Origin of the sequence: Halochromatium roseum (assembly GCF_016653315.1) — a bacterium.
GTDB lineage: Bacteria > Pseudomonadota > Gammaproteobacteria > Chromatiales > Chromatiaceae > Lamprobacter > Lamprobacter roseus.
Genome location: NZ_NHSH01000066.1, coordinates 15,520 through 38,814 on the forward strand (window position 1 = coordinate 15,520; position 23,295 = coordinate 38,814).

20 protein-coding genes are annotated in these 23,295 nt (G+C 62.3%); 5 read left to right on the top strand and 15 right to left on the bottom strand.

Going from position 1 to position 23,295, the window contains the following annotated elements:
• Nucleotides 1-16: 16 nt before the first annotated feature.
• The 10 genes from CCR96_RS17965 to def all read right to left on the bottom strand — a co-directional run bounded on the left by CCR96_RS17965 (nt 17) and on the right by def (nt 12,201).
• Complete coding sequence (locus CCR96_RS17965) at nt 17-346, bottom strand: tetratricopeptide repeat protein (protein WP_201221871.1); 330 nt, start codon at nt 344-346, stop codon at nt 17-19.
• Between the two features lie 144 nt (nt 347-490).
• Nucleotides 491-1,948 (bottom strand): TrkH family potassium uptake protein, encoded by a 1,458-nt coding sequence (locus CCR96_RS17970; RefSeq protein ID WP_201221873.1) that lies wholly within the window; start codon nt 1,946-1,948, stop codon nt 491-493.
• A gap of 63 nt (nt 1,949-2,011) precedes the next feature.
• Complete coding sequence (locus tag CCR96_RS17975; RefSeq protein WP_201221875.1) at nt 2,012-3,457, bottom strand: TrkH family potassium uptake protein; 1,446 nt, start codon at nt 3,455-3,457, stop codon at nt 2,012-2,014.
• 141 nt (nt 3,458-3,598) lie between these two features.
• On the bottom strand, nt 3,599-4,975 hold the full coding sequence (gene trkA, locus CCR96_RS17980) for a Trk system potassium transporter TrkA (RefSeq protein ID WP_201221877.1): 1,377 nt from the start codon (nt 4,973-4,975) through the stop codon (nt 3,599-3,601).
• 117 nt (nt 4,976-5,092) lie between these two features.
• Entirely contained in the window at nt 5,093-6,460 is a 1,368-nt protein-coding gene (locus CCR96_RS17985) for a sigma-54-dependent transcriptional regulator (protein WP_201221879.1), read from the bottom strand.
• Nucleotides 6,457-8,661: a sensor histidine kinase gene (locus CCR96_RS17990; RefSeq protein WP_201221881.1), complete on the bottom strand. Its 2,205-nt coding sequence runs from the start codon at nt 8,659-8,661 to the stop codon at nt 6,457-6,459. The genes CCR96_RS17985 and CCR96_RS17990 overlap by 4 nt, the downstream gene beginning before the upstream one ends.
• Before the next feature lie 2 nt (nt 8,662-8,663).
• Nucleotides 8,664-9,278 (bottom strand): DUF4390 domain-containing protein, encoded by a 615-nt coding sequence (locus CCR96_RS17995; protein WP_242519187.1) that lies wholly within the window; start codon nt 9,276-9,278, stop codon nt 8,664-8,666.
• A gap of 2 nt (nt 9,279-9,280) precedes the next feature.
• Nucleotides 9,281-10,669 carry a 16S rRNA (cytosine(967)-C(5))-methyltransferase RsmB gene (rsmB, locus tag CCR96_RS18000; RefSeq protein WP_201221885.1) on the bottom strand — a complete coding sequence of 463 codons (1,389 nt, stop codon included), beginning with the start codon at nt 10,667-10,669 and terminating at the stop codon, nt 9,281-9,283.
• The gene (gene fmt / locus CCR96_RS18005; RefSeq protein ID WP_201221887.1) at nt 10,650-11,600 is read right to left on the bottom strand and encodes a methionyl-tRNA formyltransferase; all 951 of its coding nucleotides are present in this window, start codon (nt 11,598-11,600) and stop codon (nt 10,650-10,652) included. The genes rsmB and fmt overlap by 20 nt, the downstream gene beginning before the upstream one ends.
• A 67-nt stretch (nt 11,601-11,667) precedes the next feature.
• A complete protein-coding gene (gene def, locus CCR96_RS18010; protein WP_201221889.1) occupies nt 11,668-12,201 on the bottom strand; it encodes a peptide deformylase in 534 nt (177 codons plus the stop codon).
• Nucleotides 12,202-12,408: 207 nt separating this feature from the next.
• Between def and CCR96_RS18015 the strand changes: the two genes are divergently transcribed.
• The 5 genes from CCR96_RS18015 (at nt 12,409) to tsaC (ending at nt 18,522) form a co-directional block, all read left to right on the top strand.
• On the top strand, nt 12,409-13,611 hold the full coding sequence (locus tag CCR96_RS18015; RefSeq protein ID WP_201221891.1) for a LysM peptidoglycan-binding domain-containing protein: 1,203 nt from the start codon (nt 12,409-12,411) through the stop codon (nt 13,609-13,611).
• Nucleotides 13,612-13,615: 4 nt separating this feature from the next.
• Entirely contained in the window at nt 13,616-14,854 is a 1,239-nt protein-coding gene (gene dprA, locus CCR96_RS18020) for a DNA-processing protein DprA (protein ID WP_201221893.1), read from the top strand.
• A 67-nt stretch (nt 14,855-14,921) separates the two neighbouring features.
• Complete coding sequence (locus CCR96_RS18025; RefSeq protein WP_201221895.1) at nt 14,922-15,398, top strand: Smg family protein; 477 nt, start codon at nt 14,922-14,924, stop codon at nt 15,396-15,398.
• A 158-nt stretch (nt 15,399-15,556) separates the two neighbouring features.
• Nucleotides 15,557-17,914, top strand: a complete 2,358-nt coding sequence (gene topA / locus CCR96_RS18030; protein ID WP_201221897.1) for a type I DNA topoisomerase — start codon at nt 15,557-15,559, stop codon at nt 17,912-17,914.
• A 26-nt stretch (nt 17,915-17,940) separates the two neighbouring features.
• Nucleotides 17,941-18,522: an L-threonylcarbamoyladenylate synthase type 1 TsaC gene (gene tsaC, locus CCR96_RS18035; RefSeq protein WP_201221899.1), complete on the top strand. Its 582-nt coding sequence runs from the start codon at nt 17,941-17,943 to the stop codon at nt 18,520-18,522.
• On the opposite strand, the gene CCR96_RS18040 is transcribed toward tsaC, so the two are convergent.
• From CCR96_RS18040 to sctS, 5 genes are all read right to left on the bottom strand, one after another.
• Nucleotides 18,482-20,152 carry a sensor domain-containing diguanylate cyclase gene (locus CCR96_RS18040; RefSeq protein ID WP_201221901.1) on the bottom strand — a complete coding sequence of 557 codons (1,671 nt, stop codon included), beginning with the start codon at nt 20,150-20,152 and terminating at the stop codon, nt 18,482-18,484. The genes tsaC and CCR96_RS18040 overlap by 41 nt on opposite strands.
• Nucleotides 20,153-20,173: 21 nt before the next feature.
• Nucleotides 20,174-20,983, bottom strand: coding sequence for a hypothetical protein (locus CCR96_RS18045; RefSeq protein ID WP_201221903.1), 810 nt, complete (start codon nt 20,981-20,983; stop codon nt 20,174-20,176).
• Nucleotides 20,984-21,143: 160 nt separating this feature from the next.
• On the bottom strand, nt 21,144-22,196 hold the full coding sequence (sctU, locus tag CCR96_RS18050; RefSeq protein WP_201221905.1) for a type III secretion system export apparatus subunit SctU: 1,053 nt from the start codon (nt 22,194-22,196) through the stop codon (nt 21,144-21,146).
• 24 nt (nt 22,197-22,220) lie between these two features.
• Nucleotides 22,221-23,006, bottom strand: a complete 786-nt coding sequence (sctT, locus tag CCR96_RS18055) for a type III secretion system export apparatus subunit SctT (RefSeq protein WP_201221907.1) — start codon at nt 23,004-23,006, stop codon at nt 22,221-22,223.
• Complete coding sequence (sctS, locus tag CCR96_RS18060) at nt 23,006-23,278, bottom strand: type III secretion system export apparatus subunit SctS (RefSeq protein WP_201221909.1); 273 nt, start codon at nt 23,276-23,278, stop codon at nt 23,006-23,008. The genes sctT and sctS overlap by 1 nt, the downstream gene beginning before the upstream one ends.
• Between the last annotated feature and the right edge of the window lie 17 nt (nt 23,279-23,295).

Sequence of the window (23,295 nt, forward strand, 5' to 3'; positions counted from 1 at the left end):
GTCTTCAAATCGCCGATCAGCCTGATGCATCCAAAGCGCTCTGAGCGCGTTTTAGAAAGACTCGCATCTCCTTCGTTGCCTGAGCATCGCCCTTTGTCTCAGCGACCTCAATGCCGCGGTTCAATGCCTCGATGGCCTCGGCATAGCGGCTGGCCTGGGTTAGCGCCTTGCCGTAGAGCTTCCAGGCCGCTGAATAGTTGGGGTCTTGTCTAGTCGCCTCTGCCAGATGCTCGATGGCCTGTTCGGCTTGCTCTTGCTTCAGATATTCGTTGCCGAGGCTGTAACGCAACAGCGCCGAGTCTTGGCCTCTGGCGCGCATCGATTCGAGGTTGTTGATGATACCCATCGGTTGGACCGTTGTTGTTGATGGCTGAGATTGGACGATGGCCTCGATCAGGTGGAGAGGCAAGCGTCTGGGAGGCAACCACTCCCGCCAACTGTTCGGCGGCTGGTCATAGGCAGCTCAGTCTATCTATTCGATTGACATGGCTCAGCGCTGCCAGAAGGCCGGGCTGAAGAGTACCAGTAGGGTAAAAATCTCGAGGCGACCGAGCAGCATCGCCATGCACAGTATCCAAATTCCAGCGTCATGCATGTCGGAATAATGGGCACCGACAGTGCCGAGCCCCGGGCCGAGATTGTTCATACAGGCGGCCACGGCCGAGAAGGCAGTCAGCAGATCCAGCCCGGTGGCAGCCAGTGCCAGATACATCAGCGTGAAGGTCGCGACATAGAGTGAGAAGAAACCCCAGACCGCATCTACCACGCGATGGTTGATGACCTTGCCGCCGACCCGCACCGGCATCTGCGCGTTCGGATGGATCAGGCGGCCGATCTCGCGCAGCCCTTGCTTGATCAGCAATAGGAATCGAATCACCTTAATGCCGCCGCCGGTGGAGCCTGCGCAACCGCCGACGAAGGCGAGGAAGATCAGCAGGATCTCGATGAACGGCGGCCAGTAGTAGAAGGCGTCGGTTGTAAACCCGGTGGTGGTGCCGATCGAGACGGTCTGGAATAACGCTTGGGTGAAGGAGTCTTCCCAGTCGATGTAAGTGTCGGTATAGAACAGCGCAAGGGTGACGATCGTGGTCACAACGATCATCAGCAATAGATAGAACCGCAGTTCGCTATCTTGGCTGTAGGCTGTGAGCGAGCGGCGCCGAAAGGCGACAAAGTGCAGCGCGAAATTGATACCGGCGAGCAGCATGAAGACCACTGCGATCATCTCGATCAAGGTGCTATCGAAGTAGCCCATGCTATCGTCATGGGTTGAGAAACCGCCGATGGCGACGGTCGAGAAAGCATGGCCGATGGCGTCGAAACCATCCATCCCGGCTAGCCAATAGGCGAGCGCACAGGCGATGGTGAGCCCAAGGTAGATATACCAGAGCGCCTTCGCAGTTTCGGTGATGCGCGGCGTGAGCTTGGTCTCCTTCATTGGCCCGGGCATCTCGGCGCGGTAGAGCTGCATGCCGCCGATTCCCAACATCGGTAGGACCGCCACGGCGAGCACGATGATCCCCATGCCGCCGAGCCATTGCAGCTGTTGCCGATACCAGAGCATCGAGTGTGGCAGATTATCGATGCCTAGGATCACGGTGGCTCCGGTTGTCGTCAACCCAGAGATCGACTCAAATACCGAGTCCGTCAGCGACAGCTTGGGCTCAGGCGAGAGCCAGAACGGGATGGCTCCCGAGAACCCGAGCACCACCCAGAATAGCACCACTACCAAAAAACCATCACGCACCCGCAGCTCATGGCTGGCGCGGAAGGCGAGCAGCCAGTTCAACATGCCAATCCCCAGGATCAGCGCAAATGCGTAGAGAAAGGGCAGCAAGGCGCCGTCACGGTAGATGAGCGCGACCGCTGCCGGAGCCAGCATCGAGAAGCTAAACAGGATCAGCAGGAGGCCCAGGACCTTTTGCACAGTCAGCAAGCGTTTCAGCATGGAGGATCAGGTCTATAGCGCATCGGTGACAATTCGGGCACAGCGGTGCTGAGGCGATGAGCCTCAATGGCGCCAATACGCGGGAAGGAACAGGATCAACAGGGTAAAGATCTCCAAGCGTCCGGCCAACATGCCGAAGACGCCGAGCCATTTGACCACATCATCGACGCTGGCAAAGGTGGCAGCGACCTCACCGAGGCCAGGGCCGAGCAGGTTGACGGTCGCGACCACGGCGCCGAAGGCCGATTCCAGATCGAGTCCCGCAGCCATCATGGCGATGGTCAATGCCAGGCAAACCAACACATAGAGTACATAGAAGCCCCAAATCGAGAACAGCACGTCCTCCATGATTGGGCGATGGCCGACCTTCACGTTGATCAGCGCATGTGGATGCGCCAGCTGCTTGAGCTGGCGAATACCGAGCTTGGCCAGGATCAGTACGCGCAACACCTTGATGCCGCCGGCGGTGGAGCCACCACAGCCGCCGGTGAAAGACAGTACCACCAAGAGCAGCGGGATATGCAATGGCCAAAGACCGAAGGTGGCGGTGCCGAACCCGGTGCTGGTGAGGATCGAGGCGACTTGAAAGGAGCCATGGCGCCATGCCTCGCCGAGCGTCGCATAGGCGGTGGTCATGAACAGGCTGAGACTGATCAACAGCGCACCGCCAACAAAGATTAGCAGGTAAGCCAAGACTTCGGTGTCGCGCAGATAGGCACCGAGATCGCGTTTATGCCAAGCCAGGAAGTGGACGGCAAAGTTGATCCCGCCAGCGACCATGAAGATGATCGCAATCCACTCGATCGCGACACTGTCGAAGTAGCCGAGGCTGGCGTCGTGGGTCGAGAAACCGCCGGTCGCCACTGTGGTGAAGGCATGGCCGATCGCATCAAAGCCGCTCATGCCGGCCAGCCAGTAGCTCAATGCACAGACCGCGGTGAGCGCGAAGTAGAGGGTCCAAAGCACGCGCGCGGTCTCGGCGATGCGCGGCGTTGGCTTTTCGTGCTTGGCAACGCCGGAGGTCTCGGCCCGATAGAGCTGCATGCCACCGACACCGAGCAGCGGCAGGATCGCCACCGCGAGCACGATCACGCCCATGCCGCCGAGCCATTGGATCTGCTGACGGTGGTAAAGGATCGACGGCGGCAAGCGGTCGATGCCCTCGATCACCGTCGCCCCGGTGGTGGTGAACCCTGAGATGGACTCGAACACCGCATCGGTGATGTCCCAATTCAGGCCGAGCATGAATGGCAGCGCGCCAAGCATGCCGAGCAGCGCCCAGAACAGGGTAACGATCAAGAAGCCATCGCGCACCGAGAGCTGCTCGCGCTCGCGCAGGTTCGGCAGCCAGAGCACCAGGCCCGTGCTCGCGGTCAGTGCCAGGGACAGCGCAAAGGCGGGCCACTGTTGGTCGGCGTACCAGAGTGAGATCAGGATCGAGGGTAGGAAGCTGATGCTGTAGAGCAGCAACAAGATACCGAACAGGCGCACGATGGCTCGCCAGTGCATGTGGGTTACGTCTCCTTGGACCTTAAATCAACGGGCCATGCGGTTTGAGCCCTGTCTGCGTGGGCGCTCGCGAGACGCGAACCGGTCCGCAAAGAGGTTGTCGGTTTCAGCCGAGCCTGCTTGGGCGCTCGCCACACACCGCTAGAAGAAGGTGACGCCGACCTGAAACAGCTTTTCGACCTCGGGCACGCGCAGTCGGTCTTGCAAGAACAGGATCACATGGTCGTCGGATTCGATCACCGTATCGTGATGGGCGATCAGCACCTGATCACCGCGCACGATGGCGCCGATGCTGGCACCCTTGGGCAGGTTGATCGCCTCGATCGCCCGTCCGACCACCTTCGATGAGCTCTTGTCACCATGGGCGATGGCCTCGATCGCCTCGGCGGCGCCGCGGCGCAGCGAATGCACCATCACCACATCACCGCGACGGACATGCTTGAGCAGGGTGCCGATGGTGGCCTGCTGCGGTGAAATGGCGACATCGATCGGGCCACTCTGCACCAGGTCGACATAGGCCGAGCGGTTGATCAGCGCCATCGCCTTGCGCGCGCCAAGACGCTTCGCAAGCATCGCCGAGAGGATGTTGGCCTCGTCGTCATTGGTCACCGCGCAGAACACATCGGTGTCCTCGATGTTCTCCTCCAGCAGCAGCTCCTCATCGGCGGCGTCGCCGTGCAGTACGATGGTGCGCTCCAGCGACTCGGCGATCTGCTTGCAGCGCTCGAGATCGTTCTCGATCACCTTGACCCGGTAGTCATGTTCGGTGACCCGAGCGAGGCGGGTGCCGATGTTGCCACCGCCGGCGAAGATCAGCCGCTTGTAGGGCTTATCGAGTCGCCGCAGCTCGCCCATCACCGAGCGGATGTGCTTGGGCGCGGCGACGAAGAAGACCTCGTCATCGGCCTCGATGACGGTATCGCCCTCGGGTTGAATGGCGCGATCCTGGCGGTAGATCGCCGCTACCCGTGCATCGATATGCGGCATGTGATCGTAGAGCGCGCGCAGTTCATGGCCCACCAGTGGGCCACCGTAGTAGGCGCGCACCGCGACCAGCCGCACCCGACCATTGGCGAAATCGGTCACCTGTAAGGCGCCTGGGGTCTGGATCAGACGCAGGGTATAGTCGGTCACCAGTTGCTCAGGGCTGATGGTGACGTCGACGTGGAAGGCGTCTCCGCCGAACAGCGCTTCACGGTGATCGAGGAAGCCCTGAGCGCGCACCCGAGCGATTTTGGTCGGCGTATGAAACAGCGTGAAGGCGACCTGACAGGCGACCATATTGGTCTCATCGCTGTTCGTCACCGCGATGATCATCTCGGCATCCTCGCCGCCCGCGCGCAGCAGCACGTCGGGTTGCGCGCCATGGCCCTGGAGTGTGCGCAGGTCAAAGCGGTCGGCAAGCTCGCGCAGGCGCCTTGCGTCGGTATCGACCACGGTAATGTCGTTGGCCTCGTTAACCAGGTTTGCAGCCACCGAGGTGCCCACCTGGCCCGCGCCGAGGATGATGATCTTCATGGCGATTGGTTACCGTGAAACAGGCGCTTCATCGTCCGGGGTGGCGACGCGCCATGTTCGTTAGCGGCTAGACGCGGATCGCTGGTGATCCAAGGGCGATGCTTGAGGCGATATTGGTCACCTGCGCTCCTTGATCTCGATGCCGAGCGAGCGGAGCTTGCGATAGAGATGCGTGCGTTCCATGCCGGCCTCCTTCGCCATCTTGCTGACGTTGCCGGTATGCTTGCCGAGTTGGTATTCGAGATAGGCCTTCTCGAACTGCTCGCGCGCTTGTCGAAGCGGCTGATCGAACGAGACCAGGCCCTCGAGCGGTTGACTCGGCGCCGGTGGGCTGGAGCCGAGCGCGGTCTCAACCTCGTTTTGGGTGATCTCGTCGCCGGCGCCGAGGATCAGCACCCGTTGCACCAGGTTTTTCAGCTCACGCACATTGCCCGGCCAGCCGTAGTTGCGCAGGAAGTTCTGCGCGCCAACGCTGAAGCGCCGATAGGGCAGCTTCTCGTGGGTGGCGAAGTAGTCAACGTAGTAGCTGAGCAGATCGGGGATGTCTTCGGCATGTTCGCGCAGCGGCGGGATATGCAGCGGCACCACGTTGAGGTGATAGAACAGGTCTTCGCGGAAGTGGCCGGCGCGCACTTCTTCTTTCAGGTCGCGCTGGGTCGCGGCGACGATACGGACATCGATGGAAACCGGCTCGCTGCCGCCGACGCGCAGGAATGATCCCGTATCCAGTGCCCCGAGCAGCTGGCCTTGGGCCTCAAGGTCCATGTCGGCGACCTCATCGAGGAGCAGGGTACCGCCAGCCGCCTGCTCGAGGCTGCCATAGTGCACCTGGTTGTTCTCCTCGCTGCCGAACAGCTCGCGAGCGGCATTGCCACGTGCGATCGCGGACACGCCGAGGTCGACGAATGGGCGCTCTTTGCGCGCGCTCTGGGTATGTAAATAATGGGCAAAGGTCTCGCGCCCGGTACCGGCCTCGCCGGTGATCAGTACCCAGGTGTCGTGCTGGGCGATGCGCTTGACCTGCTCGCGTAACCGCTGCATTGCCGCCGAACGCCCGGCAGGCTCAAGCACCAGCGCTGGCCGCCGCCGCAGGCCAACGTTCTCGCGCACCAGCTTATCGGCCTCGAGTGCGCGCTCAACCGTCAGCAGCAGCTTGGCCATCGAGAGTGGCTTCTCGAGGAAGTCGTAGGCCCCGAGCCGGGTTGCCTCGACCGCGGTTTCGACGTTGCCATGGCCAGACATCATGATCACCGGGCAGGGTAGGCCCTGGTTCTCGGACCACTCTTTCAGCAACGTGATGCCGTCGAGATCTGGCATCCAGATATCGAGTAGCATCAGATCGGGGCGTCGGTCGCGCAGCGCGTGCCGAGCGGCTTCGCCATTCTCGGCACCTGCGACCTCATAGCCTTCGTCTTCAAGGATGTCCTGAACGGTTTCGCGGATGTCCGGCTCGTCATCGACGACCAGGATGTGGATTGCGCTCATGATGTTCCTGCTTGCGGCATGCTGGGCGTTCGGGGGGCGGTGCTGATCGGCAATCGTGCGGTGAACCGGGCGCCGGACTCAACATTGTCCGCCCGAATGATACCGCCGTGCTCCTCGATTATCTTCTTCACGATAGAAAGTCCGAGTCCAGTGCCCTTGGCCTTTGAGGTGACATAGGGGTCGAACAAGCGCCCGATGAAGTCCGGGTCGATACCATTGCCGTTGTCTTCGACCCGCAGTTCGACAGACGGCGTGTCTTCTTCGTCGACTCGGCGCGTGGCAACCAGGATACGAGGATTTTCCCGCTCCTCAAGTGCTTCGATCGCATTCTTGACCAGATTGTGCATGACCTGGCGCAGCCGTTTCGAATCGCCGCGCAGCATCGCGTCGCCGGCCTCGAGCTGTTTACTGATACTGACCGGTCCCGCTCGATAAAGCTCCAGCACCTCGTTCACGAGCGCATCTAGGAGGAACGGCTCCTGTTGCATCTCGGGGGTGCGCGCGTAGCTGGCGAAGTCGTTGACCATTGCCTTCATCGCCTCGACCTGCTGCACGATGGTGTGTGTCGCGCGGTCAACCACCTTCGCATCCGCCTCTGGGAGTTTGCGCAACAGCTTGTGTCGCAAGCGCTCAGCCGAGAGTTGAATGGGTGTGAGTGGGTTCTTGATCTCGTGTGCGAGTCGACGCGCGACCTCGCCCCAGGCTGCGTCGCGCTGCGCGCGGATCAAGGTCGTGATGTCGTCGAAGACCAGCACATGATCGGCATTTGGCTCGGCGTCTTCGGCACTGCCGGACAGGGTCACCGGGAGTGGACTGCCTCGGCACATCAGCACCTGGCGGCCATCGGCGCCGAACAGGGTGATCTCCTCGCGCCAGTCGCGGCCGCTGCCGATCCGGCGGCCGACGATCTCGCACCAGTGCGCGAGGCGTGGATACTGCGTCGCCAAGGCGGCCAGTGGCATCGGTGTGTTGTCGTCGAGATCGATCGCCAGTATCTGGCGCGCCGCAGCATTACTGGTGCGCAGCGTGTTGTGTTCATCGAAGGCGATGACCCCTGATGAGAGCCGGCTTAGCAGGGTCTCGAGATAAGCCCGTTGCGACTCGACTGCCTGCTGGCTCTGCTCGGCCTCATCGCGTGCCTGGGCAATCCGCCGCGTCATGGCGTTGAAGGAGGCGACTAAGAAGGCGAGCTCGTCGTCATGGCGTGGCAGCGGGAGTTGCTGCTCATAGTCGCCGTCGGCAATCGCACGGGTGCCGTGGGCGATGTCAGCGATCGGGTCAGAGAGCGCCCGGGCGGTCCGGAATGCGATCAGCAAGGCCGCCATGAAACTGAACACCAGCACCAGCGAGAGCGTGATCGAGAAGCTGAACTTGAGCGATTGGCGCAGGAATGATAGCTCTGTATAGCGATTGTAGGCGCCCTCGAGACGCGAGGCGAGTTCAGTGATGCGCGCCGAGGTCGGGAAGATGGCTTGCAGCAGTAGGGGGCGCGCGTTGGGATCGCGGACCAGCACTCGTACCACCAGCTCGCCGCTGGGGCCAGGCTCCAGACTCACATGGTTGATGCCACCGCGCACATGTTGCATGACCTCGCGCTCTGGCTGGTTTGGCACCAGCTGCAAGGGATCGTCGCTCGCCGTTGCCAGGACTTGGCCACTGCGATCGAAGAGGGTTAGCTCTAGCGCGCCTGCCTGGCGCCGCAGGGTGCCTAGGGTCAGTGTCAGTGCGGTTGCGGAGCGGTCCTGGATGCCACTGAGCAGCTGCGCGCTGTATTTCATGAGGATGCGCTGATTGAGGTCGAGTGATGCCTGGTTGAGGGTCAAGGCGTCTTCCATCGCGGTATCGATCTCGACATCGAACCAGCTATCGATGCCCCGCATCAGGAAGGTCAGCGAGTAGTAATAGACCACACCCACCGGCAACAACGAGATCAGCGCGAACATGGCCAGCAGCCGCGCGGCGAGACGCGAGCCCGCGGCCTGACGACGCAACGCCCGTACCAGACGCACCGAGTTGATACTGACCAGCAGCGCGAGTGCGAGCAGGCCGAGCAGCACCAAGACCAGCAATGGGACGAACACACGGCTCAGCGCCTCGGAGTTCTGTACCGCGTTGGTCATCAGGTGGAGCGCCACCATCAGGATGACCAGGAGCAGCCCGACGGCAATGGCACCGGGCTGCAGGAGCTGTCGTTTCAGCATGCTCAAGGTTGCAGTGGCCAGTTTTTCAGCGGCCACTTGGTCCAGCCAGTGCTTTGCTTCCAGCCGGAGCGCAGATAGGCCATTGGACGCAGTGGCAGCGGTAGCTCCTCGATGTCGAGCGAGGCCCGCAGGTGCACCTCGTAGGTTTGCCGTGGATCGAGCCGCTTCTCACTGATCAGATAGAGGTCATCAAGGTCGCCGAGGGCGGCGATGGCGGCCTGTCGGGTGACGAAGGTGCGCCCGCCTTCTTCGCCGGGAAGACGCGAGACAAGGTAGCGCTCGGACAGCGGCTTGTAGCGGATGCGATAGTGAAGGCGCTGATCGACCAGGCTTTCGTCCCAGATCCAGGCACCCTGCTCGCGGACCTGAAGGTGGACCAGGATCGTGAGCGGAACACCGTTTTCGAGCGCCTCTAGTGCCCGCTCACTAAAGCCATAGTCGATCTCGGCTGAGAGCAGGATGCTGCCGTCGACGCTGCGGGTGTTGGCATCAATGACGCTGAAATCGTCTGTTGCGAGCGCGGCCTGGCTCAGGGCTAAGGTCAACGCAAGGGCCAAGGTCACCCTGATCTGCACCCAGCTGAGGGTCTTATTGAGCCAGCGGGGAGGTTGGACCAAGGTCATCGCTTGAGCAAGAGTGCGAAGTAGAAGCCGTCGGGACCGGCCTCTGTTGGCAATAGCTGACGGCCGTGGGTGCGCGCAATGCCAAGGGTTACTGGCAGCGGCAGCTCGCTTGCATCCTGGTGGTGAGCCAAGAATGCAGCGATCTGCGCTTCGTTCTCGTCCGGCAGCAACGAGCAGGTCAGGTAGAGCAGCCGTCCGCCAGGCGCCAGCAAGGTCCAGAGCGCCTTTAACATCCTGGCCTGGACCTGCGCGAGCGCTGCGATGTCTTGGTCGAGGCGCAGGCGCTTGATATCAGGATGTCGGCGCATCACGCCGGTCGCCGAGCAAGGCGCGTCGAGCAAGATGCGTTGATAGGGGCCGTCGGCCCAGGCTGGCGCAGGCTGGGTTGCATCGCCGACCATCATCCGTGCTTGCAAGCCAAGGCGACTGAGATTGGTATGAACCGACTGCATCCGCTCGCCGCTGACGTCGATTGCGGTCAGCGCGATCTGGCCTTGTGCCTGTTCGATCAGGTGCGCGGTCTTGCCGCCTGGCGCCGCGCAGGCGTCGAGGATGCGTTCACCCGGCTGTGGCGCGAGCAGTGGTGCGGCCCATTGTGCGCCAGCATCTTGCACTGAGACCAAGCCGTCACCAAAGCCGGGCAGGCGGTCTGCTGGAACCGGCTGCAGCAGCCGCAGGGCTTGCGGCTGATCGGCTAGGGGCTCGGCTTCGATGCCCGCCGCCGCAAGCTGTGCGGCATAGTCGTCTGTGCTGATGCGCTGGCGGTTGATGCGCAGGAACATGGGCGCTCTGCCATTACTGGCGGTGACCAGGGCTTGCCAGTGCTCGGGCCAGGCGGTGCGCAGGCGGTGCAACAGCCAGGTTGGCATCAGCCAGCGTGCCGACTCCTGACGCTCTGTCTGCGCCAGCAGTTTCGCGCGCTCGCGCTGGAAGCGCCGCAGGCTGGCATTGATGAGCCCGACCGCGCGCGGGCGCTCTAACAGTCGTGTGGCGGCAACCGTTGCCGAGACTGCTGCATGATCCGGGATGCGCAACGCGATGAGCTGGTACAGACCGATCATCAGCAGCGAGCCGAGGATGCGATCGTTCGGTTTCAGCGCTCGCTGGAGGAGCTGATCGGTGATCGCCTCCAGCCGCGGCAGGAGCCGGACGGCGCCGAACGCAAGTTCGCTGAGCAGGGCTTGGTCTCTTGCGTCTGCTGGTGGGGTGCTGGCGGCGAGCGCATCGGTCAACGAGCGGCCGTCAGCGCGGACCGCATGCAACAGCCTGGCTGCCTCCGCGCGAACTGCTGCACCGGTTTGCTCAGACGCCGTCCGTCTAGGCGCTGTGCGCTCAGACGCTGTCCGCTCAGAGGCTCTCTTGGGTTTAGACAAAGACGGTCCCATCGACCTGCCGGGCGTGCGCAAAATCGGCAGCGCTGATCGGCCGCTTGCCTGGGGCTTGCAGGCGCTGGAGACGCAGCTTGCCATTGCCGGTTGCGACATCAATACCTGCAGCGCCACTGCTCAGCACGGTGCCGGGTCGGGCTTCACTGGCATGGTTGCCGCTGGCGTCGTCGAGCGGGCAGGCCTCCCAGATGCGTAAGGTCTCATCGTTGTATCGGGTTTGTGCGATCGGCCAGGGATCGAATGCGCGTATCTGGCGGTCGATCTCGATCGCCGAGCGCTGCCAGTCGATGATCGATTCCCGCTTCTCGAGCTTGCTCGCATAGGTCGCTCGCTTAGGGTCTTGCGGCTCCGGCGTCAGGCTGCCCTCACAGATCGCTGGTAGGCTGTCGACCAGGAGCTTGGCGCCAATGGCCGCGAGTCGATCGTGCAGGCTCCCGCCGGTCTCCCGTGGACCGATGCGAGTGCGTTGCCTGGCATACACCGGCCCGGTGTCGAGTCCTTGCTCCATCTGCATCAGGCTGATGCCGGTGTGCTCGTCGCCTGCAGCGATGGCGCGCTGGATCGGCGCCGCGCCGCGCCAGTGCGGCAACAACGAGGCATGAATGTTGATGCAGCCTAGCCTCGGGCAGTCGAGTACCGCGGGCGGAAGGATCAGCCCATAGGCGGCGACTACGATCAGTTCCGGGGCCAGCGTCTCGAGCTGCTCGAGTGCTTCTGGAGGCTTCAGTGTGGGCGGCTGGAAGACGGGGATGTTGGCGTCGAGCGCGGTCTGCTTTACCGGGCCTGGCTTGATCTTTCGGCCGCGTCCAGCCGGGCGATCGGGCTGCGTGTAGACGGCGACGACGGGCCAGCCAGCCGCGATCAGGGCGCTTAGCGCCGGCACCGCGAAGCTGGGAGTGCCGGCGAAGAGGATGCGTGGGCGGGACATCAGTGACTCCGTCGTGGGTCGTGGGACGTCACGCTGAGTCCTTGCTCGAGCTGGGAACTGATCGTCATCAGATGACTTTTCGCTGAGTCGCGGTGCTGGCCTGCGGCGTGCGCTGCTCTTTCTCGAGCTTCTTGCGGATCCGTTGACGCTTCAGCGAGGAGATATGATCGACGAACAAGCGACCGTCAAGGTGGTCGATCTCGTGCTGGATGCAGACCGCGAGCAGACCGCCAGTCTCGAGTTCGAAAGGCTCGCCGTCGCGGTCGAGCGCGCGCACACGCACGCGCTCGGCGCGCTTGACGGTCTCGAAGAAGCCAGGCACTGAGAGACAGCCCTCGTCCATCTCCTCGTCACCCTCGCGCTCGATCAGCTCAGGGTTGATCAGGCACAATGGCTGCGAGTGGTCATCGGACACATCGATTACGATCACGCGCTGAGGTACGTTGACCTGGATCGCGGCGAGACCGATGCCGGGTGCGGCGTACATGGTCTCGAGCATGTCGTCGACCAATTGGCGCGTGCTGTCATCGACCTGTGCGACAGGTTTGGCGGTGCGACGCAGACGGGCGTCGGGGAAGGTCAAGATATCGAGTAAAGCCATAGTGGTTCTGGGTCGGTTCGGCTGGTCAAACGTTGAGCGAAGCCGAGCAAAAAACGTCTCAATAACGTTGCGATGATACCCTATTGTGCAAGAGGCCCGTTCGGCTTGCCAGTCTGCGCTCGGCACAGACCGTTGCCGTTCGCGCAATGGTTATTCGTTGGTTTGCGGCTGGGAATGCCGTCCGGAGGTCAGATGGGCTCGATGGTCATGCTTGAATCCTACCGAGGCCGCACTTGCTATCTCGTTTTGGTTAGCCTCATCGGCCTCGTCGCTTGGCCCGGACTGCTGACGGCGCAAGTTGCACTACAGCCTAATGCACCGGATGTTTACAGGGTGCGTGCGGGGGACACCCTATGGGGGATCGCAGGTCGGTTCCTGCGCGATCCTTGGCGTTGGCCGGAGGTCTGGCAGGGCAATCCAGAGGTCTCTGATCCGAACCGCATCTTTCCCGGCGAGCGGCTCGTGCTCGATATGAGCGACGCCAGCGCGCCGCGCGTGCGCGCCGCGGCCAACGGCATGCGCGTGGTCAAGCTCTCGCCGCGGGTCAGGGTGAGCGAGCTGGATGCCGCGATTCCAACCATCCCGATCGGTACCGTCGCGCCCTTCTTGTCGCGCCCTTGGGTGACCGACTCGCGTGAACTCGATGACGCCCCCTATGTGGTCGGCTTTCCGCGCGAGCGCATCATCGTGGGTACCGGTGATCAGATCTTCGTGCGGCGGATCATGGCGGCGAGCAATGCCGGCTTCGAGATCCTGCGCCCGGGCGAGGCACTGCGCGATTTCGTGACCAACGAACTCCTCGGTTATGAGGCGATCTATGTCGCGGAGGCCGAATTAGAGCGCACCGGTGATCCTGCGACACTCCTGATCACTCGCTCGACGATGCAAGTGCAGCTGGGCGACCGTGTGCGTCCAGCGCGAGACGAGATGGCGATTCGCAGCTTCTTACCACGACCAGCACCAGCGGGGCTGGAAGGTCATATCATCTCGGTGATGGATGGTGTCTCGCAGATCGGTCAGTTCGACGTCGTCGTGCTCGATCGCGGTTCGCGTGATGGCGTCGAGGTTGGGCAGGTGTTCGGTGTCTATCGCGGCGGCACAGAGGCTCGCGATCAGGTGGTCAGCCATCGCAATGAGTGGAATTGGCGCAACGAGAGCCCGCTGGACAGCTCATTTTGGCTGGGTGAATGGCAGATAACCGGCTGGGAGCGAGATCGACCAGACCCCAACGCGCCGCTGCCTTTGCATCGCAAGGCTGAGCGATTGTCAGAGACCTACATCGTCCCTGACTCGCGCTCCGGCATCCTGATGGTGTTTCGGGTCTTTCCGCGCGTCAGCTTCGCCCTGGTGATGCGGGCGAATCAGGCGATGCACGTCGGCGAGATGATTGCGTCGCCGGACGGGCGTTGACGCTATGACTGATATTGACGAAGCGGAGCTGATTGCTTGGCTGACACTGCTGCAGGCACCGCGGCTCGGTTCACAACGCATCGCCAAGCTGCTTGCGGCCTTTGGCAGTGCTCAGGCCGCCTGTTCGGCGCCGACCTCTGCGCTGCGCTCGCTCGGACTCGGCGAGCCGATGCTCGCGGTCATCCGCGCGCCAGACCAGGTCGCGATTGCTGCCGCGCTGCGCTGGTCTGAGCATGCTCAGGCGACGATTCTGACCCTCTCCGATCCGCGCTATCCATCACGCCTCAGCGCGATCTCGTCACCACCGCCGTTACTCTTCGTGCGTGGCGATCTGGCGTTGCTGCAGGAGCCGCAGCTCGCCATTGTCGGCAGCCGCAATCCGACGCCCGGGGGCGTGCAGACTACGCGCGCCTTTGCCGCGCATCTGGCCGGGCTCGGTCTGGTCATCACCAGCGGTATGGCCTTGGGCGTCGATGCCGCCGCGCATGTAGGCGCGCTCGAGAGCGGACGCACCATCGCGGTGCTTGGGACAGGCCCAGACCGAGTCTACCCAGCCGTGCATCGGGAGCTGGCGCGTCGGATCAGCGTCGAGGGTGCCCTGGTCACCGAATTTCCTCCTGGCGTTGGGCCGCAATCCAGTCATTTCCCGCGTCGTAACCGGACCATCAGTGGTTTGAGTCTGGGCACCTTGGTGACCGAGGCTGCGCCACGCAGCGGCTCACTGATCACCGCCCGCTATGCGGCAGAGCAAGGGCGAGAGGTGTTCGCGATTCCTGGATCGATCCACAATCCGCTGGCGCGAGGCTGTCATCAGCTCATCCGTGAAGGTGCCAAATTAATCGACAGTGCTGATCAGCTGCTCGAAGAGCTGGCGCCACAATTGTTGAGCTACTTAGCCATGCCTGCATCAGAGGCCGTAACGGCGCGAGCCGCCACCCAGGCTAGGACGCCGCAAACGGGTCGATCAGTGATTGCTGCGTCGTCGCAAACAGGCGCTGAAACAGGTGCTGAAACAGGTGCTGAAACAGGCACTCAAACAGACGCTGTGGCCGGCAAGAACGGGCTCGACCCCGACTATCAGCGCCTGCTCGAGGCGATGGGTGCAGACCCGGTGGCCACGGATGAGCTGGTTTCTCGCACCGGGCTGTCGGCGCAAGAGGTGTCGTCGATGTTATTGCTCCTCGAGCTGCAGGGCCATGTATCATGCCTCGCAGGCGGACGGTACTGCCGTCATCTCGGCTAGTGGAGGTGTCGTCGATAGATGACTGCCAAGCGGTGCCGAGGCTTGTCACGACATCCGAGGATTCTGAATGTACGACAACATGGTCGATGTCTTGATCTACCTGTTCGAAAATTATATGAGCGGCGAGGCGATGCCGCCGGAGGATCACGGTGAGCTCGAGGATGAGCTGACCCGCGCCGGCTTCACCAGCAACGAGGTCGCGCAGGCGCTGACCTGGCTCGATGATCTGGCCCGGCGCATGGAACTCAGCGATTACCGGCCGCGTGACCTCGGCGCCATGCGCATCTACACCGATGCGGAGGCGACCAAGCTCGATCTCGACGCTCGCGGTCTGCTGCTCTTCTTGGAGCAGAACGGCATTCTCGATCCGCTCAGTCGTGAGCTGGTGATCGATCGCGCCCTGGCCATTGAGCAGGCCTTCGTGTCGACCGATGAACTCAAGTGGGTGGTACTGCTGGTGCTGATGAATCGCCCTGGGCAAGAGGATGCGTTCACTCAGATGGAAGAGCTGATCTATGGCGATGAGCCCGCTTATCTGCACTAGCGCAGCTCATGGCCAAACGGTTGTTGGTGCTGGGCTGCCGAAGCGGCTTCTCGATTGCTGCAGCTCGACCAGTGCGCGCTCTCTTTGTGATGTCGGCCTTGACGTAACGGTCGTCGATCGTATCTCCTAGCGCTCCATTTGAGCGCACTGGCAAGACTATGAACCTCGTCGTCGTCGAGTCGCCGGCCAAGGCGAAGACCATCAAAAAGTACTTGGGACCGGAGTTCGATGTCGTGGCCTCCTATGGCCACGTCCGTGATCTGGTGCCCAAAGAAGGCGCGGTCGATACCGAGCACGGCTTCGAGATGAAGTACCAGATCATCGAGCGCAACGAAAAGCACGTCCAGGCGATCTCAAAGAAGCTCAAGACCGCCGATGCCCTTTATCTCGCAACGGACCCTGATCGCGAGGGTGAGGCGATCTCCTGGCATCTGTACGAGCTACTGCGTAAGCGGCGTCAGATCGGGCAGCGTCCGGTCTATCGTGTCGTCTTCAACGAGATCACCAAGCGTGCGGTTAATGATGCCGTTGCCAATCCGCGCGAGCTCTCTTATCACCTGGTCAACGCCCAGCAGGCGCGCCGGGCGTTGGATTATCTGGTCGGCTTCAATCTCTCGCCACTGCTGTGGAAGAAGGTTCGCCGGGGACTCTCGGCTGGGCGTGTACAGAGCCCAGCGTTGCGCCTGATCGTTGAGCGCGAGCAAGAGATCGAGGCCTTTCAGACCCGTGAGTACTGGACTGTCGAGGCGGATGCCGCTGATCAGGGCAAGACCTTCAGCGCCAAGCTCGCCGAATACGCGGGCGAGAAGGTCGAGCAGTTCAGCATCACCGATGAGCAACGCGCCCGCGAGGTCGAGCAGACCCTGATTGCTGCGGCCAATGGCAAGTTGACGGTCGACAAGGTCGAGCGCAAGCAGCGCAAGCGCAATCCGGCGCCGCCCTTCATTACTTCGACCCTGCAGCAGGAGGCGGCGCGCAAGCTGGGCTTCACCACGCAGCGCACCATGCGCACCGCCCAACAGCTCTATGAAGGCATCGATATCGGCAGCGGTGCCGTGGGCCTGATCACTTACATGCGCACCGACTCGGTCAATCTGTCGCAGGACGCGCTGGGCGAGCTGCGTGAGTTCATTGCCGAGCGCTATGGTGCCGACCACCTGCCACCACAGGCGCGGCTATTCAAGACCAAGTCGAAGAACGCGCAAGAGGCGCATGAGGCGATTCGGCCCACCTCGGTTGGCTATCAGCCGGAGCAGATCAAGGCGCATCTGACTAATGATCAGGCACGACTCTACGAGCTGATCTGGAAGCGCACCGTCGCCTGCCAGATGGCGCATGCATTGCTGAATCTGGTCTCGATCGATCTCGGCTGTGGCGACGGTAACCGCTTCCGCGCGACCGGCTCGACCATCGCCGAGCCTGGCTTCATGCGCGTCTATCTCGAGGGCCGCGACGACGTCAGCAGCGCCGATGACGATGAGGAGCGGATGCTGCCGGATCTCAAGGAGGGCCAGACGGTCGAGCTGGTCGCCATCCGCCCTGAGCAGCATTTTACCGAGCCGCCGCCGCGCTACTCCGAGGCCTCGCTGGTGAAGATGCTGGAAGAACTCGGCATCGGTCGGCCTTCAACCTATGCGTCGATCATCTCGACGCTGCAAGATCGCGAGTACGTCGAGCTCGACAAAAAGCGCTTCACACCGACCGATGTCGGGCGCATCGTCAACAAGTTCCTGACCGAGCACTTCACCTCTTACGTCGACTACGATTTCACCGCGCGCCTCGAAGACGAGCTGGATGCGGTGTCACGGGGTGAGGAAGAATGGGTACCGTTGCTGAAGCAGTTCTGGAGGCCGTTCAAGGATCAGGTCGATTACACCCAAGAGCATGTCCAGCGCAGCGATGTCACCCAAGAGGCGATTGACGAGGCATGCCCCAAGTGCGGTGGCCAGCTCGCCAAGCGTCTCGGCCGCAATGGCTTCTTCATTGGCTGCTCCAAGTATCCCGAGTGCGACTACACCCGCGATCTGAACGCCGAGAAAGGGGCCAGCGATGAGCCCGAGATCGTCGAGGGCAAGACCTGCCCGGAATGTGAGTCGCCATTGGCGGTTAAGCGCGGTCGCTACGGCAAGTTCATCGGTTGCACCGGCTATCCCAAGTGTCGCTATATCGAGCCGCTCGAGAAGCCCGAGGATACCGGTGTTGAATGCCCGAAATGCAAGGCCGGGACATTACAGAAGAAGAAGTCCCGGCGCGGTAAGATCTTCTACTCCTGCTCGACCTATCCAAAGTGCGACTACGCGGTCTGGAACGAGCCGCTTGCCGAGCCCTGCCCAAATTGCGGCTGGCCGGTGCTGACGCTCAAGGTTACCAAGACCAAGGGTGCGCAGAAGGTCTGTCCGCAGAAGGAGTGTGGCTACACGGCCCCGGTGGACGAGGATGGCGATGGCGGCTCGGATGATCCGGATGCCGGTGCGGCGAGCGCCCGCAGCAAGCCGGCGTCCGAGCCGGTCGCTTGATGCGTGCGTCGTCGCGGCACATCAGCATGAAAAGCATCGGGACCTCAAACGTTGGCCTCCGCCTGGCGGCGCAGGCGATCGCCGCGGGCGATGTGATTGCCTATCCGACCGAGGCCGTCTACGGGCTTGGCTGCGATCCGCTCGACGCTCCGGCGGTGCGGCGTATCCTCGCCATCAAGCGTCGCCCTGAGCACAAAGGCCTGATCCTGATCGCCGCCGATCTGGACGCCTTATGGCCCTTCATCCTGCCGCTGGAGCCGGCGCGCATGGCGGAGATTGAGGCCTCCTGGCCGGGGCCGAACACCTGGCTGCTGCCGGCGCGACCCGATACGCCGACCTGGCTTACTGGGGTGCATGAGACCATCGCGGTGCGCATCCCCGGTCATCCGGTCGCCCGTGCTCTGTGCGCGGCTTGGGCCGGCTATGGAGGCGGTGCGCTGGTCTCCACCAGCGCCAACATCGCCGCCCGGCCGCCGGCGCGCACCGCGCTCGAGGTCCGCCACCGCTTACCCAAGGGCCCGGATCTGCTGCTCAATGCCCCTTGCGGCGGCAGTGCCCGCCCGTCGGTCATTCGTGATGCTCGCAGCGGTGCGGTGCTGCGCGGCTGAGCGGCTCTGGCGTCGGCGCGCGACAGACGCGATTCTTGCCCTCGCGCTTGGCCTGATAGAGCGCCTTGTCAGCGCGCGCAATGCTGTCGCTGATGCTCTGATCCAGGCTCGAGACGAGGGTGAGGCCGATGCTCAGGGTAAACTGGACTGGGGCGGCCGCTTGGCTGGTTGCGACCTGCTGGCGGATCTTCTCGGCCACCTGCTCGGCCTCCTCGAGCCCAGTATTGGGGAGCATCAGGACGAACTCCTCGCCGCCGAAACGCACGATCAGGTCGCTCTGTCGGATCTGTTGCCGGATCAAGTCGACGAGCGCGGCGATCACCCGGTCGCCCACATCATGGCCGAAGCGATCGTTGATCGGCTTGAAATCATCGATGTCCATCATCGCGATGGCGATATCGCGGCCCTCGCGCTTGGCCAGGGCCACGAGGCTGGTTGCCGCCTCATCGAGGTAACGGCGATTGAAGGCCCCGGTCAGTGGGTCGGTATGCGCAATCCTCGCCAGCTCCTGATTGGCCTGTCTCAGGGCGGCTTCACTGCGCTTGATCTCGGTGAGATCGATGGCGGAGGTGATCCGCGTCGGCTTGCCATCGATGACGGCGTTCTGGCCCTTGACCAGCATCGGGAACTGGCTGCCATCGCGTTTTTTGCCGATCGCCTCATAAGGCTCGGAATCCTGATGGGCGATCTTCTCGCGCGCGATCGCTATCGATTCGGGGGCAATAAAGTCAAGTGCATGCAAGCCCTGCGCTTGCGCGAGCGAGTCGAAGCCGAACAGCTCAAGACCCGCGGTGTTGAGATCGACACAGTGACCCTGATGGAAGATGCCGATCGACTCAAACGCATTCTGGAACAGATAACGGAACTTCTCGGTCGACGCCTGCAGCGCCCGTGTGCGCTGCTCGACCTTGTGCTCGAGGCTTTGATTGAGTTCGGCGATGGTCCGGTAGCTGTGCTGGATGTTGTCCTGCATGTCATTGATGGCGCGGATGATGAAATCCAGCTCATCGTTGGTGCCAGGCGCGCGCTGTATCTGTAATCGCTGCTTGGAGCCGAGATCGATCTGTCTGGCGTAGGTGCCAATCTGGTACAGGTGTCGGGTCACCATCCAGTGGAAGGCCAGGAGGATGACGGCCGAGACGATCAAGGTCTTGATGCCCTGAGTCACCAGGATGATCATCCCGCGCAGGAACAGATTGCTGTAGACCCGCTCCAGACTGGCAACGATGATCAGACGGCCGGGTTGGACGCTGCGGCCAAAGTCGGTGGTTGACAGCGTGATCTCCTTACGGATGAAGCCCTTGTCCTGAGGGGTGCCGCGCGCCGCGATCAATTCGCCGTCCTCGCCGCGAATCTCGGCATAGACGATATCGGGAAAATGCAGGATGCCTTCGAGCTGGCTGTTGAACTGTTTGCGGTCGAAATTCCAGACACAGAGCGCGACGGAATCGCTGTAGCTGCCCTGGATCTGGTTCAGGCGTTGCTCGATGAGTTCGACGTCGCCGCGATACTCGACGTAGAGCTGGAGCGCGACCGCCAGTAAGGTGATCAGCGAACTGGTCACCAGGATCGTGATCAGCAGGCGCAGCGCGAGTGGAGAGCGGCGGCGCGAGAGGAAGAAGGAGAGCATCGGAGTCGTCGCTCGCTGGGGTCAGTCTAAGCATGACAGATCCTCGAGATCGGGCAGATACGGATCGCCATACTCGCGCAAAAAGTAGGTGCTGTAGGGACGCGCAACCCGCTCGAGGCTGCCCTTGCGGATCATGCGGCCGATGACCTCACATAGCATCGCATCGGTCTTGGCGCCTTCGGCCGTGTCCGGCAGGATGAACTTGGAGCCGAAGATCCGGAAGTGTTGCCGCGCGATGTTGGTCAGGTCGGCCTCGCGGATCATCAGATCGATCTCCCGTGAAGCGAATACCAGACCGTCGATGCGCTTGGCGCTGAGTTTCTTGACGCTGCAGGGGAGGCAGGTCGTGCCTTGGATTGGGAACTCGAAGAAGGCCCTGTGTCCGGCGTCGGTCTCGATGCGGTAGTCATCGAGCCGGGTCAGATCCAGTGGTGGACGGTCACGATGGCGATAGAGGGCGAAGTGGCTCTTGGTCAGACTGCAGGTCGAGCGTCGCAGCCCGCGTGCTCGCAGCTCCTCTTCGTAGGGGCCATCTTCGGGGCCCCAGTCGGCGCTGCCGACGATGGGAAAGTGCAGGTCGGCCAAGCCCTGCGCGACATTGTGGATCGAGCGCTCGAAGGGATAGACCTCGATGATCAGGCGTCCTGCCTGGTATTCCTCGTCCATGGCCTTGATCACATCGATGAGGATGCCGCGGTCCTTGGTTTCGGCATAGAGGGGCAACTGGCCGACGTTGAGCCGATAGTCGCGAGCGAGTCCAGTGGTTGGACAGGCGAGCAGCCAGGTGATCAGGCTGCAGATGACCAGCAGGCGTGTTGGCGGCCTCCTCATCTTGCTCTTCTCACGACAATGATTTGTGCGCGCGCGACCTTTTTACAATCACAAATAGGATGTAGCTCCAGATCTAGAGCACTACCCCGAACATGGATATGGAGTCAATGAGATTTAGAGTACGATGCCAAAGGCTGGCGATCAACTGGGAAGCGATGGGTTAGCGCGGCGGCTCCAATTGCGCCACCCAGCGCAGCACCTCGGCCACGGCCTCGATCAGGTCGCTCGGGATGTACTGGTCGACCTGTGACTGCTCATGCAGGGCGCGGGCGAGCGGGACGTTCTCCATCACCGGAATGCCCTCGGCGCGGGCGATCTCGATGATCCGCTGAGCCATCAGATGCTCGCCCTTGGCGCGCACGATGGGCAAGGGCGTCTCGCCCTCGCGGTATTCGAGCGCGATGGCAATGCGCGTCGGGTTGGTGACGACCACGCTCGAGCGTTTTACGGCGCTGGCGGTGTTCTGCATCATCAGCTCCTGATGCAACTGCCGGCGCTTGCCCTTGATGCGCGGATCGCCCTCCATCTCCTTGTATTCCTGCTTGACCTCCTGTTTGGACATGCGCATCTCCTTGGTGAACTGAAAACGCTGAAAGGCGAAGTCCGCCGCCGCGATCAGGATGAAGCCGAAGCTGGCATAGATCATCAGGTCCAGCATCAGGGCGCCGAGCAGCGGCGACACGCACCCCACCCCGCAGTGGGGCAGCTTGAGCAGATTGGCCAGATTGTGACTGATGACCTGATAGAAGAGGATCGTCAGCAGCGCGATCTTGAGGATCGACTTGAGTAGCTCGACCAGATTCTTGATCGAGAAGATCTTCTTCAACCCCTTGCCCGGATTGAACTTGTTGAGATCTGGTTTGAGCGACTCGAAGGCGAGCAGAAAGCCGAACTGTCCGAGATGGGCCGCGATTCCGACCACCACCGCCAGCACCAGCGGCGGAGTGATCATCTGCAGAAACAGCACGATCAGACCGTCGAAGGTCTGTTCGAGCGCGAGATAGAAGGGCATGTCCGTGCCGATGAAGAGCGTCGGCAGCAGGATCAGCTCTTGGAGTTTGTCCAAATAGAACCCGGACGCGCCCCACAGCAGGGCAAACATCAGCACCACCAGCGCCGCCGAGACCACGTCCTTGCTTGAGGAGACCTGGCCCTTCTTGCGCGCGTCGCTGAGTTTTTTGGGGGTGGGTTGTTCGGTCTTTTCGCCGCTCATCTTTCGCCACTCATGACCGGGTGCTCATTGAAACAGGGCGTCAAGCCGCCTGAAAAGCGCGCTCAGCCCCAGCAGCTCGTCTTGCAGGAACGCGAACAGCAGGGCCAGATAGATCACCAAGATCAGCATGCCAATGGCGCTCTTGATCGGCATCGCCAGCGAGAACACGTTCATCTGCGGCGTGAAGCGGCTGATGAGCCCAAGCGCGAACTCGGACAGGAACATGGCGATGATGACCGGCGCGGCCAGCAGCACCGTCAGCGCCATGAAATGATCGAGCAGACTCAGCAGCCAGGGAATGGCCGCGGGCTCCAGACGCGGATAGAAGGAGAACACCGGCCACAGCCGATAGCTCTCATAGAGCGCGCCGAGGAACACCAATATCCCGCCACCGACGAAGAACAGCACCGCCAGCACCTGCTTGAACAGCACGCCGAGCGGCGAGGTCTGCGCGCCGGTCATGGGATCGATCGAGCTGGCCATGGTGGTGCCGCGCTGGTTGTCGATGAAAAAGCCGGCCGAGTCGGCGATCCAGAACGGAATCGCTACGCCGAAGCCGATCATCAGTCCGATGAAGACCTCCTTGCCAACCAGCGCCAGCCCCTCCAGCCAGCCGGGCGGCGTGCTCGGCGCCTCGATCAGCGTCAGTGGCAGGATCAGCAGGGACAGACTGACCGCCACCCCGTTGCGCGTCATGCCCGGCAGCACCTGGCGCGTGAACATCGGCAGCAGGGCGAAGGCGGTCAGGATGCGCGGCAGGCTGAACACCAGCGCGATCAGGAGATGACGCCAGTCGTCGAAGCCGGCCATCAGTGCGCCTTCAGGGTCGCAATGCTGTCGAGGATAGTGAGCGTGTAGTTGAACAGCTCGCCGCCGAGCCAGCGCGCGGTCATGAAGATGACGACGATGACCACGAACAGCTTGATCGCGAACGACAGTGTCTGCTCCTGGATCTGGGTCAGGGCCTGCAACAGACTGACCAGGGTGCCAACGATGGCCGCCGCCAGGATCGGCGGCAGCGACAGGTAGAACACCAGCAGCAAGGCCCTGGCGGCGAACTCGACGACCTGCGTATCCAACATGTTCGGTTCTCTCCCGG